Origin of the sequence: Aquirufa esocilacus (genome assembly GCF_042715595.1) — a bacterium.
Classification (GTDB): domain Bacteria; phylum Bacteroidota; class Bacteroidia; order Cytophagales; family Spirosomataceae; genus Aquirufa; species Aquirufa esocilacus.
Genome location: NZ_JBBKXX010000003.1, coordinates 56,034 through 71,149 on the forward strand (window position 1 = coordinate 56,034; position 15,116 = coordinate 71,149).

The 15,116-nt window shown below is 41.5% G+C and carries 14 protein-coding genes and 1 tRNA gene; 11 read left to right on the forward strand and 4 right to left on the reverse strand.

Annotation, left to right across the window (positions count from 1 at the left end; genetic code table 11):
* The first annotated feature begins 9 nt into the window (after positions 1-9).
* Together SKC37_RS08785 and SKC37_RS08790 are read left to right on the forward strand one after the other, a co-directional pair.
* Positions 10-2,139: a WG repeat-containing protein gene (locus SKC37_RS08785; protein WP_377981125.1), complete on the forward strand. Its 2,130-nt coding sequence runs from the start codon at positions 10-12 to the stop codon at positions 2,137-2,139.
* 59 nt (positions 2,140-2,198) lie between these two features.
* Positions 2,199-2,651 carry a hypothetical protein gene (locus SKC37_RS08790; protein ID WP_377981126.1) on the forward strand — a complete coding sequence of 151 codons (453 nt, stop codon included), beginning with the start codon at positions 2,199-2,201 and terminating at the stop codon, positions 2,649-2,651.
* 50 nt (positions 2,652-2,701) lie between these two features.
* On the opposite strand, the gene SKC37_RS08795 is transcribed toward SKC37_RS08790, so the two are convergent.
* From SKC37_RS08795 to SKC37_RS08810, 4 genes are all read right to left on the reverse strand, one after another.
* Positions 2,702-2,772: transfer RNA gene (locus SKC37_RS08795), tRNA-Gln, on the reverse strand.
* Between the two features lie 128 nt (positions 2,773-2,900).
* Positions 2,901-3,782 carry an ACP S-malonyltransferase gene (gene fabD / locus SKC37_RS08800; protein WP_377981127.1) on the reverse strand — a complete coding sequence of 294 codons (882 nt, stop codon included), beginning with the start codon at positions 3,780-3,782 and terminating at the stop codon, positions 2,901-2,903.
* Between the two features lie 46 nt (positions 3,783-3,828).
* Positions 3,829-4,164: a thiol-disulfide oxidoreductase DCC family protein gene (locus SKC37_RS08805; protein ID WP_377981128.1), complete on the reverse strand. Its 336-nt coding sequence runs from the start codon at positions 4,162-4,164 to the stop codon at positions 3,829-3,831.
* Between the two features lies 1 nt (position 4,165).
* A complete protein-coding gene (locus SKC37_RS08810; RefSeq protein ID WP_377981129.1) occupies positions 4,166-6,937 on the reverse strand; it encodes a T9SS type B sorting domain-containing protein in 2,772 nt (923 codons plus the stop codon).
* Between the two features lie 213 nt (positions 6,938-7,150).
* On the opposite strand from SKC37_RS08810, the gene SKC37_RS08815 reads away from it, so the two are divergent.
* From SKC37_RS08815 to rnc, 9 genes are all read left to right on the forward strand, one after another.
* Positions 7,151-7,819, forward strand: a complete 669-nt coding sequence (locus tag SKC37_RS08815) for a succinate dehydrogenase cytochrome b subunit (RefSeq protein WP_377981130.1) — start codon at positions 7,151-7,153, stop codon at positions 7,817-7,819.
* Between the two features lie 21 nt (positions 7,820-7,840).
* Complete coding sequence (locus SKC37_RS08820) at positions 7,841-9,820, forward strand: fumarate reductase/succinate dehydrogenase flavoprotein subunit (RefSeq protein ID WP_377981131.1); 1,980 nt, start codon at positions 7,841-7,843, stop codon at positions 9,818-9,820.
* 9 nt (positions 9,821-9,829) lie between these two features.
* Positions 9,830-10,588, forward strand: a complete 759-nt coding sequence (locus SKC37_RS08825; protein ID WP_377979420.1) for a succinate dehydrogenase/fumarate reductase iron-sulfur subunit — start codon at positions 9,830-9,832, stop codon at positions 10,586-10,588.
* A 48-nt stretch (positions 10,589-10,636) separates the two neighbouring features.
* On the forward strand, positions 10,637-11,221 hold the full coding sequence (locus SKC37_RS08830) for a thymidine kinase (protein ID WP_261345562.1): 585 nt from the start codon (positions 10,637-10,639) through the stop codon (positions 11,219-11,221).
* Positions 11,208-11,672, forward strand: coding sequence for a YkgJ family cysteine cluster protein (locus SKC37_RS08835; RefSeq protein WP_130923029.1), 465 nt, complete (start codon positions 11,208-11,210; stop codon positions 11,670-11,672). The genes SKC37_RS08830 and SKC37_RS08835 overlap by 14 nt, the downstream gene beginning before the upstream one ends.
* Before the next feature lie 63 nt (positions 11,673-11,735).
* Positions 11,736-12,653, forward strand: a complete 918-nt coding sequence (locus SKC37_RS08840) for an ROK family protein (protein WP_377979419.1) — start codon at positions 11,736-11,738, stop codon at positions 12,651-12,653.
* A gap of 102 nt (positions 12,654-12,755) precedes the next feature.
* A complete protein-coding gene (locus SKC37_RS08845; protein ID WP_130895240.1) occupies positions 12,756-12,992 on the forward strand; it encodes an acyl carrier protein in 237 nt (78 codons plus the stop codon).
* Between the two features lie 118 nt (positions 12,993-13,110).
* Entirely contained in the window at positions 13,111-14,358 is a 1,248-nt protein-coding gene (gene fabF / locus SKC37_RS08850; RefSeq protein WP_223131438.1) for a beta-ketoacyl-ACP synthase II, read from the forward strand.
* Between the two features lie 7 nt (positions 14,359-14,365).
* Positions 14,366-15,109, forward strand: coding sequence for a ribonuclease III (gene rnc / locus SKC37_RS08855; RefSeq protein WP_377981132.1), 744 nt, complete (start codon positions 14,366-14,368; stop codon positions 15,107-15,109).
* Positions 15,110-15,116: the final 7 nt, after the last annotated feature.

The window sequence follows — 15,116 nt, forward strand, 5'->3', positions numbered from 1 at the left end:
ATGGTCTTAATGTTTAAGTTCAATCGAATCATATTCATTAGTTTAATTCTTTTAGTATGTAAAGTTTATTCACAAAATATAATTCCAACCATAAATTTTGCAAATAACGGATATGATTATGTAGACTCCACTTCAAAGAAAATAATAAGCCAATATACCTATGATCAAGCTTTTCCATTTAGAGAAGGGTTAGCGAGAGTCAGCAGGAATGGCTATTGGGGCTTTATAAATAAAAGTGGCGAAGAAGTTATAGGACCTCGTTATGTACACGCAGAAGACTTTAGTGAAGGATTAGCCTCTGTGAGTTTAGCTAAAATTGAAACTAATGAAGATGGATATGTTTTTCACAAAGATGAAAAATATGGAATGATAAATTCTAATGGAAAAACAATAATCGATTTCAAATATGGACAACTCTATGGATTTAAGGATGGGCTAGCAATAGCTAAAGACCTTGCAACACACAATTGGAGCTGGATTGACAAAAATGGGAATTGGAGATTACCTCCCATATACAATAACATTGATGATTTTAATAAATTAGGACTAGCTAAAGTAGGAATTTCTAATAATTACAAATCTGAAGACGGAAGTTTTAGTGGAAATTATACTTCATATGGAGTTATAAATAAGGACGGACAATTTGTAATTCCAGCTATTTACTACAACATAGGTAATATCACCAAGGATTTTATAAGAGTAACTAAATCAATTGGAGAACATTATGAAGATATTGGAAAATCAGGATACTTAAATTCATCAGGACAAATCGTTATTCCATTTCTGTTTGACGAGGCATCAGATTTCTCTGAGGATCTTGCAAGGGTAGGAGTATTAATTTCAGATGAAATGAAATTTGGGTTTATTGATAAAAATGGAAGTTTTAAAATACCTGCCACCTATGATTATTCACATTCATTTTCAAGTGGCATGGCATTTATAAAAAAATTCGGCCAATTTGGATGGATCAATAAATATGGATCTTTAATTGGTCATAAAATGTATGATATAGCTGAAGATTTCCATTCCGATTATGAAAGAGATTCAAATATAGCAATTGTGAGTAACAATGGGTATTGGGGCGTTATTTCAAGAAATGGTAAAGAAATCATTCCAATCAGTTATGATTCGATTGCTAAATCATATGAGGGAATAATTGCTATAAAATCAAACAAACAGTTACTTTTCGATGAAAAAGGGAAATTATTAGATGAAAACTCTAAACTTTCAAAAATCAATAAAAGTTTATATTCTAATGGATTTACGCGTGCTTTAGTAGGTCCAATGAATTCAATGATGAATTCCTTTAATAATGGTTCAATATCTCTAGTTAATAGAAAATTTGATGATTCAGAAATAAAATGGTTGAAAAATGGCAATAAATATGAATTGATTTATTCGATAGATTCAACAAAACTAACTAATGATGTTTATGATTCCTTAAAAGTTATTACGTCAGAATTTAATGCATGGGCTTATGGAATAGTAGGATATAAAAACAAACAACTCTACATAATTATAAGAGATATCAATTCAGCATATAATAAACCTAAATCTATAATAATTCCAACCAATTACTCTGAAATTAACAACCTAGATGAATTCAGCTTTCAAGGTAGTGGGTATATAAGATTCAAAAAAAATAATTTTTGGGGAGTTGGAATTATCGAAAATAACGAAGTTAAAGAAATAATTAAACCGATTTATGAAGATGTTGGTATATTTCCAAGTTACTCAACAAAACTTATACCTATTAAAAAAAATGGTTCATGGGGTTTTTGTAACACTAAGGGAGAAATTGAAATTCCATTTCAATTTCAAAAAGTAGGAGGATTTAGCGATAGAGATCTTGGAAAACATTGCCAAGTCATGATGAACAATAAGTGGGGAATTATAAACAATAATGGGGTAATGATTTATCCAAACGAATTGGAGGATGTAACGTTTTTTGCACACAAATTATGTGGAATTAAAAAAAATGGCAAATGGGGATTTATAAATACAAATGGGGAAATAATTATACCAACTATATTCACTAAAATAGAAGAACATTATGAATATCGTGCAACTGTGCAGCTAAATAAAATGAAATTTATTATTGATGAATTAGGCGTTTGGCAATATGGACATGAATATTAAAATTTACATTTGAGAAATAATTAATAAAAAAATTAACTCCAAAAAATATATCTTTTTTTTTGAAAATCCCCTACAAAACCATTTCCATACTCTTGCTATTACTGTATTTTAGTAAAAAGATACTTGTCATTGGGATGATTGTGGTGGGAGCGATATTCTTTCCAGAAGCCTCGAAAACACTTCGTCATTATTGTTTTGGCGATGGATCTCAACTTGAGGTAAGTCCTGATTATATCAAAAACTCTCCTGTGATTAAAAAGCATTTAGCTCACATGAAAATTGGAGAAAAACATAAAGTCGGATTTCACCAATGGGAAGATTGGCGGTTATCTTTTGCGCTCAACCCATTTACGATTGAGAAACAAAAGCATAAAATTATTGTAACGCAATGGATGGAATTTGCGAAAAAGGATAAAGTAGTAACCTGGTTATTTATTATCCCGATGCCAGATAATATTGTACATACTTTTGACTGCACTCCCTATCTGTTTCATTCAGAATGGGAATACTAATTCCTAGAAACAAAAAGAGCTCGTCTTGCGATGAGCTCTTTTAATTTATGTTGACCTACCAGGATTCGAACCTAGAAAACCAGAACCAAAAACTGGTGTGTTACCATTACACCATAGGTCAATTCCATAATGTGATGCAAAAGTAAGGGCTTGCACCCAAATTATCAAATGTTACCGAAAAAATAATTGAATTATTTCGGTCATTTTTTGCTTAAGCGCTCACAATCAGCGCATCAAATTCGATTATTCTTATGCTAACTCTATAGAAGAAACAACCGCCTCCGCATGAATCTTACGAACAAGGCCTTGCAATACTTTACCTGGCCCACATTCAATGAATTCAGTTGCACCAGCAGCCACCATCGCTTCTACTGACTGTGTCCAACGAACTGCACCTGTTAACTGTGAGATTAAATTCGCTTTGATTTCAGCTGGGTCTTGAGATGGCTTAGCGTTCACGTTTTGGAAGATAGGGCAAATCGGCTTTACGATTTCGGTTGCCTCGATCGCTGCGGCTAACTCTACTCGAGCTGGTTCCATATAAGGCGAATGGAATGCTCCACCCACTGGTAAAGGCAATACGCGCTTCGCTCCTGCTTCTTTCAATTGAACACCCACTGCTTCGATTCCTTCTACTGATCCGGATATCACGACTTGGCCTGGGCAGTTAAAGTTCGCTGCTACTACGGATGGTCCGTAGGCCTTACATATTTCTTCAATCGTTGCATCAGGCAAGCCCAAAACGGCAGCCATGGTGCTTGGCTCGATTTCGCAGGCCTTTTGCATCGCAAGAGCTCGTTGGTATACTAATCGTAATCCATCTTGCCAGCTTAAACCACCGGCAGCAACAAGGGCAGAGAACTCACCTAAGGAGTGACCTGCTACCATCGAGGGAGCGAAGTCTTTGCCTAATTTGGCGATCAAAATAGAATGCAAATAGATCGCAGGCTGCGTCACTTTCGTTTGCTTCAATTCCTCCTCTGTTCCCTCGAACATCACAGCCGATAACGAGAAACCTAAGATGGCATCCGCCTCATCGATAATCTGCTTTGCCAAAGGAAAATTCGTGTACAGATCCTTTGCCATACCTGGAAACTGAGAACCTTGACCTGGGAAAATATATGCTTTCATTTGAATGATTTTTGATTAATTATTTCACAAAGATAGGCCAAAAGCCCTAAATGGCACAATCATCCACCGATTTACCCCAAAATAATCGATTCTTCGCCACCCAATCATAGACTTTGTCCAGCAGACTTTCGGGCAACAAAAACACGATGCGGATGGGTTGAAAATACCAATGAGCATTGACCAAAATGCGCGATATGGCATCTGATTTCATGTAGACCTCCTCGCCTACCACCCATTTGATGCTATCGATAGCTGGAAGTGCAAACGATATGAATGATGTCTCGGGGATAATCTGAAGTTTTCCAGCCACCATCCGTTTCAGCAGCTTCGATGCGAAACGGCAAAAGCGGCAACTGCCATCGATTAATACAATTCCGTCCATCTTAACGAACTAGTTCTACCCAGCCTTTGAGGCTTTTATTCTGAGCGGATTTATCAAACAGATCGAAAACCACATCGCAAGTATAGAAATAAGACGAGGCGGCCATTTGATTGCCATTCGCATCCGTTCCATTCCAGCCAAAACCAGACAAAGGTCCCGTATATTGGTAGATCAATTGGCCATTGCGATCCACGATTTTACAGGTCACTAAACTAACAAAACGAGGGCAACGCATTGGCTTGAAAGAATCATTCAAACCATCGCCGTTTGGACTAAATAAATTAGGTAAGTCAAACGAGGCACAGTTTTCTACACAAATCTTTGTGCTAGGCCCACTCTCCTTCCCTAGCGCACTGACTGCCGTCACATAATAACATCCGCGGTAGGAGTTTTGAAGTATGTGCGAGAAGTTTAACGTAGAAGATGTGGCTAACAAGGTGTAGGGAGAAGACGGGTCTTTGGCATAATAAATCTTATAACTCACAATATCTGGATCGCAAACACCAGACACCGTAGGCGTCCAAGTAAGTTGATTCGTAAAGCTACTAAATGAACAATCCGCTTTCGCATCTAAGGACGCGCAATCCACTGTATATAATTGCAAAGCTGGAGGACAAGGAAAAATGTCTGTCTGTGGAACGCCGCAAATGATTTGGGACTTATTGATCAACTCCATGGCTGGCAATCCTGGCCCATACGAACCCAAGGTCTCCACGTAATAACAATACGATGAATCTGTTTTCATCGCCACAGAAAAAGTCCCATCTGCGGCATACGTATCTGCACCTGAATCCACATATTTAAAGGTGGCTGCCGTAGTTACTGGCACATCCGCTATACGGTTAAAGATTCCAGAACCACGAGGCGTTTCGCGGTAAACACGGTGAATTCTATTTTCATTTGTCCAAGGCACCGTCGCTGACCAGGCTAATTTAACCGATGCAATGGCCACCTGCGTATTTAAACGCACATTGGCAGCTGGAGTAGGCGACTCTAATAAGGTGCGCACTCCGTTCAAAGTATAATATAAATCCGTCCGATAACGGTACGTCACGGCAGAAGTATTAATTCCCGTATCTGTGTAGGTCGTATCATTTACTGCCGTGCGAATCGATGCTGAAATAGGCGAACCAATCGCGCCAAAAGCACCTGTTCCAGCCGCACGCATCACTTGATAAGCATAAGGACCTGAAAATTGCAAGGTATCTAATTTCACTGGACGCGTCCAACGCACAAGGTTCTCTCCTGCCGTCGTACTCGTCTTAATAACCGACACATTTGTCATAATAGGCGACGCACTGGCAATAAGATAGCAGGCTGCATTAGACATCGGACTAAAATCATCTTGCCCTTTCGAATTCGTAAAGGACACCACTAACACATAGGAGTAGTTCGTATTTTTTACGATTGCATTATCTGTATAGCTGGTTGTGCTACTAGGTAAACGAGCTAACTCTGTATACCCTGTGGCAGACATTCCAGTAGCACAATTCGCATTTAAGATGGCATCGCAGGCACCTTGTTTTCGGTACAAAATCAAAGTCGCATTAGGTAAAGAACAAGCGTAGCTAGACCATTTAAGCGCGATGGAGGTTCCTACACCCGCTGTAGCCGTCACATTTTTCACTGCTGGCGCGAGCACGCGTATATTCCAAATCTTACTATCCACTAAATTACTCACCCCAGCGTTTGTCACAGGCGGAAAGTCCTCTGCCTTAAAAAAGACATCATATCCCTCTTTTCGAATGTGAACACAATCTGTTTGCCAGTTGAATGTACCCACTGCTGTTAAACTTGTTTGGCGAGCTGCGGCTGCGAAAGTGGCATTAGGAGGCTTTACAGCATACGACGTATCTATTGCATACACATTTCCGCTACTAGTAATGGATATCGGATCCACCCGTCCTGTTTTAGAAACTTGATCAACGGCCGTAATCGTTTGATTTAAACGCGTTCCGGCCTGTATGCAGACATCCGCGGGTATCGATAACAAGGGACCTTTGTTATCTAAATCTTTCACCTCGATCTGCATATCCCGAACTGTTTCTGATATTTTCACTCCATTTCGCCATTCCTCGATGATAAAAGCGCAGTTGTAAATTCCCACTTCTTGGGGTGATCTCCAGATTAAATCCCCTGTTTTGGCATTAATCGTAAAAGAGGATGGTGTCGCTGACACTTCATTCGGCTGCTTGAAATTAGGGGCTAATAAGCCACGGCTAGCAGGATCACACGTTAATTCCGCTCCTGTTCTGGAAACAGATAATCGGTAGGCCAAAGAATCTCCCTCCGCATCTACCGCATTCGAATTATGAATAAAGGGTTGACCGACTACGGCTGTTAAGTCGACGGCTGGATTCAACAAGACGGGGGTGGAATTTAAGCCCAAACCCGCATTGATAGAAAATATCGTTTCCACGTAAAAGGCCACATCCACGGAACGTGTGATGTTCAAAACGCCATCATTTCGATTAGGCACGGCTACCGAGACTTTGTAAAATAAAGAAGCTGCTGGATACGTGTATTGAATTTTATAGACGTTTTTCATGGTCCCATTCCCTAAATTGATAGGATATCCGGCAGAACGCCTGGCAGAGAGAATGGAAGACCCATCCCCAAAACAGAAATTCACCGAGTTCTGCTCCACATTCGCCCGGTTATTCTCTGTAAAGGTCGTCAGTGTAAATTCAAACGTTAATGTTTTATCTGAAATACGTTTTACCGTAATCTCTCCCCCCTTTAAATGGGTCGCCTGAGCTGCAAAACCTAGCATGCACAGAAAAAGAAAATAAAGGCTAAATCTATTGATGAACATAAAACATTTTTGATTAGCTGTAAGTTAAGAATGCAATTCGTTTTTTTCAAAAAAAATGGATTTTTTACGTTTTAAATTTGATAGAGCGGGGATTCGATTGTAGTTTTGGTAGGTAAAAAAAATCGAACCTGTTCGTTTCATTTTATTTCCTCTTAACAAATACATGTATTTATGGCTTGGTTAGCAAAATCACTTAATTCATCTCTCGGGAAAAAGCTCCTGATGGCCATTACGGGCCTCTTTTTAATTAGCTTCCTGTTAGTTCACTGCAGCTTGAACGCTTTAATCTTCTTAAATGATGGAGGTAAAGCTTTTAATGAGGGTGCAGAATTCATGGGAACAAACCCGATCATCCGGACGATGGAGATTGTGTTGTTCGCAGGATTGTTGTTACACATTTATGATGGTTTGCGTCTTTGGTTTGAAAACAAATCAAAACGTCCCGTTGCCTATGCAAAGGTAGATGGTGCAGCTAACAGCAAGTGGTATTCTCGCTCGATGGGTCTATTAGGAACTTTATTATTATTGTTCTTAATTCTTCACTTGAAGCACTTTTGGTACTTCTCTCGTTTAACAAACGACCTAACACCCTCGCATACCTTATACAATGAGATGCAATCCGTATTTAATAACCCAGTAGTAGTTGTGGTGTATGTGTTAGGATGTATTTCATTAGGATACCACCTTTTACACGGTTTCTCTAGCGCATTCCAGTCCATTGGTTGGAATCACCCGAAGTATACGCCTACGATCAAAACGATCGGTACTATCTTCTCTATCGTCATCCCAGCGGCTTTTGCTGCGATGCCGATTGCTTTTTATTTCCATTTGATTCAATAATATTTCAGCGATTCGATTGATATGACAAAATTAGATGCCAAAATTCCAGAAGGCGCGTTAGCCGACAAATGGACCAAATATCGTTCCAGCGTTTCCCTAGTAAACCCTGCGAACAAACGTAGCTTAGAAATCATCGTGGTAGGTTCAGGCCTAGCAGGTGCATCTGCCGCTGCATCGTTAGCTGAATTAGGATATAAAGTAAAAGTATTCTGTTTCCAAGATTCCCCACGTCGTGCGCACTCGATTGCCGCACAAGGAGGTATCAACGCAGCGAAGAACTACCAAAACGACGGTGACTCGGTTTACCGTTTATTCTACGATACCATCAAAGGTGGTGATTACCGTGCGCGTGAAGCGAACGTTCACCGTCTAGCTGAAGTATCTGGAAGCATTATCGACCAATGCGTAGCGCAAGGGGTTCCTTTCGCTCGTGAATACGGTGGATTGCTTTCTAACCGTTCATTCGGTGGAACGCAAGTACAACGTACGTTCTACGCGGCAGGTCAAACTGGACAGCAATTATTATTAGGTGCTTATTCTGCTTTGCAACGCCAAGTGGGAATGGGTAACGTAAAAATGTATACACGTCACGAAATGCTAGATGTCGTAACGATCGAAGGAAAGGCACGTGGTATTATCGCTCGTGATTCAGTGACAGGAGCTTTAGAGCGTCACTTCGGGCACGCGGTATTATTGTGTACAGGTGGTTACGGAAACGTATTCTACTTGTCTACTAACGCGATGGGATCGAACGTAACAGCCGCTTGGAAAGCACACAAAAAAGGTGCCTACTTCGCTAATCCTTGTTACACGCAGATTCACCCGACGTGTATCCCAGTTTCTGGCGATCACCAGTCGAAATTAACCTTGATGTCCGAGTCCCTTCGTAATGATGGTCGTATTTGGGTTCCTAAGAAACAAAACGATAACCGTAAGGCGAACGAGATTCCTGAAGACGAAAGAGATTACTACTTAGAGCGTCGTTATCCTGCGTTCGGTAACTTAGTACCTCGTGATATTGCGTCACGTGCAGCTAAGGAGCGTTGTGATGCAGGTTATGGTGTAGGGACGTCTAAAATGGCGGTTTACTTAGACTATGCAGCGGCAATCATCCGTTACGGAAAAGGAGAAGCAAACAAAAACAATATGCACAATCCATCCGACGAAGAGATTCAAGCGATGGGTAAAGCAGTCGTGAAAGAGAAATACGGTAACTTGTTTGATATGTACAAGCAAATTACGGGTGAAGATCCTTACGAGGTGCCTATGCGTATTTATCCAGCGGTTCACTATACGATGGGCGGACTTTGGGTAGATTATAACTTAATGACGACTGTTCCAGGTTTATACGCTTTAGGAGAAGCTAACTTCTCTGATCACGGCGCTAACCGTTTAGGAGCTTCAGCCTTGATGCAAGGTTTAGCAGATGGTTATTTCGTGATTCCTTACACGATCGGTGCTTATTTAGCATCAGAGATTCGTACGCCAGCGATGTCAACGGATTCAGAAGATTTCGTAGCGGCAGAGAAAGCGGTACGTGATCGTTTAGAGACCTTGATGAACATTAAAGGATCTAAGCCAGTCGATTACTTCCACAAGCGTTTAGGTAAGATCATGTGGGACGAGTGCGGTATGGCACGTAGCGCAGAAGGTTTGAAAGCTTCTATCAAGGAGATCCAAGCCTTACAGAAAGAATTCTGGTCAGATGTGAAGATTCCAGGTGAGATCGATAACCTTAACCCTGAATTAGAGAAAGCGGGCCGTGTGGCTGACTTCCTTGAATTAGGTGAGTTAATGTGTATTGATGCCTTGGATCGCGACGAAAGTTGTGGTGGTCACTTCCGTACAGAATTCCAAACAGAAGACGGGGAAGCCCTTCGTGATGACGAAAAGTATGCTTATGTAGCGGCTTGGGAATACGAAAAACAATCGACTTTCAAACTTCACAAAGAAGAATTGAAATACGAAAACATCAAAATTGCTCAAAGATCTTATAAATAATTCGATACAATGGAAGGACATTTAAACCTGACACTCAAAATTTGGAGACAAAAAAATGCAAGCGTAGCTGGTAAGTTCGAAACATACCAGGTGAGCGGCATCTCCACAGATATGTCATTTTTGGAAATGATTGACGTGTTAAACAACCGTTTGATCGAAGAAGGAGATGATCCGGTAGCGTTTGACCACGATTGCCGCGAAGGTATTTGCGGTATGTGCTCGATGTACATTAACGGTCGTCCTCACGGACCAAACCGTGGCGTTACGACTTGCCAATTACACATGCGTTCATTCCAAGATGGCGAAACCATCACGGTAGAGCCTTGGAGAGCGAGTGCGTTCCCAGTGATTAAGGACTTAGTAGTGAACCGCTCTTCTTTTGACCGTATTATCGCGGCAGGAGGTTTCGTTTCAGTCAACACAGGAAATGCGAAGGATGCGAACAACATCCCGATTAACAAGGACGATGCGGACGAAGCTTTCGCAGCAGCGGCTTGTATCGGTTGTGGTGCTTGCGTAGCGGCTTGTAAGAATGCTTCAGCGATGTTGTTTACCTCTGCCAAAGTTTCTCAGTTAGCCCTACTTCCTCAAGGACAAATCGAAGCAGCGACACGTGCTCAGGCAATGGTCGCTCAGATGGACGAAGAAGGATTCGGTGCTTGTTCAAACACCGGTGCTTGCGAGGCTGAATGCCCTAAAGGTATCTCGATTGAGAACATCGCGCGTATGAACCGCGAATATTTCTCAGCGACATTCTCGTCTAAATAATCTTTAATTTATAGCCCCTGGATGCAATTTCAGGGGCTTTTTACGCCCTTGTTTTTAGAACCTACCCATTCCAAATCTGCTGAACGCAATCCACCCGCTGGTTGGATTGAAGTAATATGCGGTTCCATGTTCTCTGGTAAAACAGAGGAACTGATTCGCCGCCTAAAACGCGCAAAAATCGCCCAAATGCGGGTCGAAATCTTCAAACCGATGGCAGATACCCGCTACCATGACGAAGATATTGTTTCCCATAATCAAAATTCCATCCGTTCCACACCAGTCAACAACTCGGGAGAAATCCTTTTGTTAGCTGGAGATTGCGATGTGATCGGTTTAGATGAAGTACAATTCTTTGATGATAACATCGTAGAAGTATGTAATTCCTTGGCGAATCAAGGTAAGCGAATCATCGTGGCGGGATTAGATATGGACTTTAAAGGGCAACCTTTTGGGCCTATGCCTGGACTTATGGCTATCGCCGAGTTCGTCACAAAGGTGCACGCAGTTTGCGTAAACTGTGGCGCAGCAGCCCATTATTCTTACCGCAAGGTGGAGCAACAACAAACCGTCTTATTAGGCGAAACCGAGTCTTACGAGGCGCGCTGCCGTTCTTGCTTCCATGGCCAAAACTAAAGATCCCTCTTTCCGTAAACTGATTCAACGTTTAGTGGCTCGTAAGCCTAAGAACTTGGACCAGCAATTTTTCCAAGCACACACCGAAGTTTTCAAGAAAACAGATTGCTTGACCTGTGGCAATTGCTGCCGCACGACAAGTCCGATGTGGAATGACACGGATATACAGCGCGTATCACATTTATTTAAAATGAAGACGTCAGCTTTCTTGGATGCTTATTTAGTACAAGATTCTGATGGCGATTGGGTGTATCCGAAAGCCCCTTGCCCCTTTTTAGATCTAGAGGACAATAAATGTGGCATCTATGATCACCGCCCAAAAGCCTGCCGCGAATACCCCCATACTGACCGAAAGAACATCATGGGGATTTTGGGATTAACCTCAAAAAACGCGTTAATCTGTCCAGCAGTGACACAAATCCTTGAAAAAATCGAGCAAATTTACCCTTGAGCTACTTTTGATTTGAAATTCACGTCAAAATTCGACAATTTCGTAACTCAATAAATCAAAATTATGGCAGCAGCAGAATACTTAGGAATCGATGTAGGTGGAACCGGCGTTAAAATGGGAATCGTCCACGCAGACACGGGTCAAATCAACAATTTTCAAAGCTACGATACTGCTACCTGGAGAGAATCACACCACTTTTTAGAGCGTTTGGCCGATGCGATTGCTTTGCAATTGTACCAACACAAGAATGTAAAGAAAGTGGGAATCGGTCTTCCAGGTATCCTAACAAAAGACCGCCGTACCTTAATTGAAATCACCGCTATTCCTGAAATCGATGGTTCTCCTATGATTGAGATGCTAGAGAAACGTTTCCCTGAGCACGCTTTCTTTATGGAAAACGATGCGAATGCAGCGGCTTTAGGCGAATTCTACTTCTCTCCTGAGAAAACGAATATGCCCGAAGACTTCGTTTTCATTACCCTGGGAACAGGTGTAGGTGGCGCTGCTGTTATTGACCGCAAAATCTTCTTAGGTGGCGATGGGAATGCCATGGAACCGGGTCACGTGCCCTCTCGTGATGGGAAAGTGTTAGAGCGCAATGTAGGTAAGAAGGAATTATTGCAAATGGCTACCGCCATGCGTGCAGCTTATACAGGTAAAACCTCGCTTCCTGCTGATGGCACTATTTCAACTACCGCTTTAGTGGTAGGCGCAGAAGAAGGAGATGAATTAGCCTTAGCGATTTGGAACGAAGTAGGTACGATGTTAGGTGATATGCTCGTTTCATTGATTCGTATCCTAGATATCAAAAATATCTTCATAGGTGGCGGATTATCAGCCTCTTACGACTTTATTTTACCTAGTATGGAGAAGCAGTTGAATTACTGGTTAACTCCGGCTTATTTAGAAAAATTGACGATTAAAAAAGCCTTATTAGGCAATGACGCAGGCCTTTTAGGGGCTGCATCACTTTGTTTTTAAGATAAACAGCGTAGAACAGGTTAATAAGAATTGAATTTGTTTGATAAATTCAACTTTAATTCTAATCTTTGCATCGTTTTTGAACCCCAAAATAATATTAAAATGTCAGATATTGCAGAAAAAGTAAAGAGCATCATCGTTGAAAAATTAGGTGTAGAAGCATCAGAAGTTACTCCTGAGGCATCTTTCACAAACGATTTGGGAGCTGACTCTCTAGACACAGTTGAGTTAATCATGGAATTCGAAAAAGAATTCTCTGTTTCTATTCCAGATGATCAAGCGGAGAACATCCAAACAGTAGGCCAAGCTATTACTTATTTGGAAGAGAACGCAAAGTAATCGAAGCAACCATAAAAATTATGTCAATTAGTTAACAGTAATCAGGTGGATTTTTCCATGGGATTTCTCGGACTGATTGACATTTTTTATTTTAAGCAGATTCATAAATAACAAGAATATGGAGTTAAAACGAGTAGTTGTCACGGGCTTAGGCGCCCTAACCCCCATCGGGAACACAGTTAGTGAATATTGGGATGGATTAAAGAACGGCGTAAGCGGTTGTGGACCCATCACGAAATTCGATGCGGAAAAATTCAGAACTCGTTTTGCTTGCGAATTAAAGAACTTCAAGGTAGAAGATTTTATCAATGCCAAAGAAGCGCGTAAAATGGACCCATTCACACAATACGCAGTAGTGGCGGCTGACGAAGCCATCGCTGATGCGAATTTTGACATGGAAACCTTGAATAAAAACAAAGTAGGCGTTATCTGGGGATCAGGTATCGGTGGTTTGAAGACTTTTGAAGACGAGATGATCTATTTCGGACAAGGAGACGGAACCCCGAAAATCAATCCATTCTTTATCCCTAAGATGATTGCAGATTCATCATCAGGCCAAATTTCGATCCGCAACGGATTCCGTGGTCCTAACTACGTGACTGTTTCGGCTTGTTCTTCAGCAAACAACGCGATTATTGATGCTTTCAACTATATCCGCACAGGCCGTATCAACGTGTGTGTAACGGGTGGCTCTGAGGCTCCAGTGACGATTGCATCGGTAGGTGGTTTCACCGCAATGCACGCCATGTCAACTCGTAATGACGATCCAGCTACGGCTTCACGTCCTTATGACGTGGATCGCGATGGTTTCGTGGTAGGTGAAGGAGCGGGTGCCTTGATTTTAGAAGAATACGAGCACGCTAAAGCGCGTGGTGCGAAAATATACGCTGAATTAATCGGTGGAGGTTTCTCTTCTGATGCACACCACATTACAGCACCGCACCCAGAGGGTTATGGCGCTTTATTGTCGATGATCGACGCCTTAGAAGATGCTAACATCAAGCCTGAAGAAGTTGATTATGTGAATACCCACGGAACATCCACTCCGATCGGTGATCCACAAGAGATTAAAGCGATCGTGGATTGTTTTGGTGAGCACGCTTATAAAATTGCGATCTCTTCTACGAAATCAATGACGGGTCACTTATTAGGCGGTGCAGGTGCAGTAGAGGCGGTAGCGTCTGTATTAGCCATTCAACACCAATTTGTCCCTCCTACCATCAACGTATTTAACCGTGATCCAGAAATCGATCAACGCATCGACTTGACGGAGAACGTGGGTAAAGCGCGTAAAATTGACGTAGCATTGAGTAACGGATTTGGTTTCGGTGGTCACAATGCAACGGTTATTTTCAGAAAAATCTAAGACAAATATGGCCGTAAAATCTCTCCTAAACTGGTTAGATCCGATTCGACTAGACGAACGAGAGAAATTCTTAAAGAAATCGGTTACTCATCTTATTGGGGCTAGTCCGAGTAATTTAACGTTATATCGACTAGCCTTTTTACACTCCTCTGCTTCGAAAGAGAGTGTAGCAGAAAACTACAAAGAGTCAAATGAACGCCTGGAATTCTTAGGTGATTCTGTCCTAGGGATGATTACGGCGACGTATTTGTTCCAAAAATTCCCTTTCAAAGACGAAGGCTTTTTGACTGAAATACGTTCTCGTATGGTCAGCCGGGAGTCTTTGAACGTAATTGGCCGCAAATTAGGCTTAGAGGAAGTAATCGAATACGAAACACAGCGCAAAAACGCGATGTCCCGCACGTCGATGTACGGAGATGCTTTGGAAGCTTTTGTGGGAGCAATATATTTAGACAAAGGCTTCGCATTCACCCAAAACTTCATCATTAAAAAGATTCTGACGCAATACTTTGACCTAGAAGCCGTTGTACAAAACAACCCGAACTTCAAGTCAATGCTAATTGAATGGGCTCAAAAAGAAGGCAAAAAGGTCTCTTTTGAGTTAGATCAAGAAGGAGAGCACCACAACCGTGAATTTACGGCTTTGGTCATCTTAGACGGCGAAAAGATCTCTGAAGGGAAAGGTTACTCGAAGAAGAAAGCAGAACAAACAGCCGCTAGAATGGCTTGTGAACTACTAGACATAAAATAAATCACCT

Bases quoted from the DNA above. Each gene is read 5' to 3' on its own strand.
- SKC37_RS08785 (WP_377981125.1), top strand. From the start codon at position 10: ATGTTTAAGTTCAATCGAATCATATTCATTAGTTTAATTCTTTTAGTA.
- fabD (WP_377981127.1), bottom strand. From the start codon at position 3,782: ATGAAAGCATATATTTTCCCAGGTCAAGGTTCTCAGTTTCCAGGTATG.
- SKC37_RS08805 (WP_377981128.1), bottom strand. From the start codon at position 4,164: ATGGACGGAATTGTATTAATCGATGGCAGTTGCCGCTTTTGCCGTTTC.
- SKC37_RS08810 (WP_377981129.1), bottom strand. From the start codon at position 6,937: ATGCTAGGTTTTGCAGCTCAGGCGACCCATTTAAAGGGGGGAGAGATT.
- SKC37_RS08815 (WP_377981130.1), top strand. From the start codon at position 7,151: ATGGCTTGGTTAGCAAAATCACTTAATTCATCTCTCGGGAAAAAGCTC.
- SKC37_RS08820 (WP_377981131.1), top strand. From the start codon at position 7,841: ATGACAAAATTAGATGCCAAAATTCCAGAAGGCGCGTTAGCCGACAAA.
- SKC37_RS08825 (WP_377979420.1), top strand. From the start codon at position 9,830: ATGGAAGGACATTTAAACCTGACACTCAAAATTTGGAGACAAAAAAAT.
- SKC37_RS08835 (WP_130923029.1), top strand. From the start codon at position 11,208: ATGGCCAAAACTAAAGATCCCTCTTTCCGTAAACTGATTCAACGTTTA.
- SKC37_RS08840 (WP_377979419.1), top strand. From the start codon at position 11,736: ATGGCAGCAGCAGAATACTTAGGAATCGATGTAGGTGGAACCGGCGTT.
- SKC37_RS08845 (WP_130895240.1), top strand. From the start codon at position 12,756: ATGTCAGATATTGCAGAAAAAGTAAAGAGCATCATCGTTGAAAAATTA.
- fabF (WP_223131438.1), top strand. From the start codon at position 13,111: ATGGAGTTAAAACGAGTAGTTGTCACGGGCTTAGGCGCCCTAACCCCC.
- rnc (WP_377981132.1), top strand. From the start codon at position 14,366: ATGGCCGTAAAATCTCTCCTAAACTGGTTAGATCCGATTCGACTAGAC.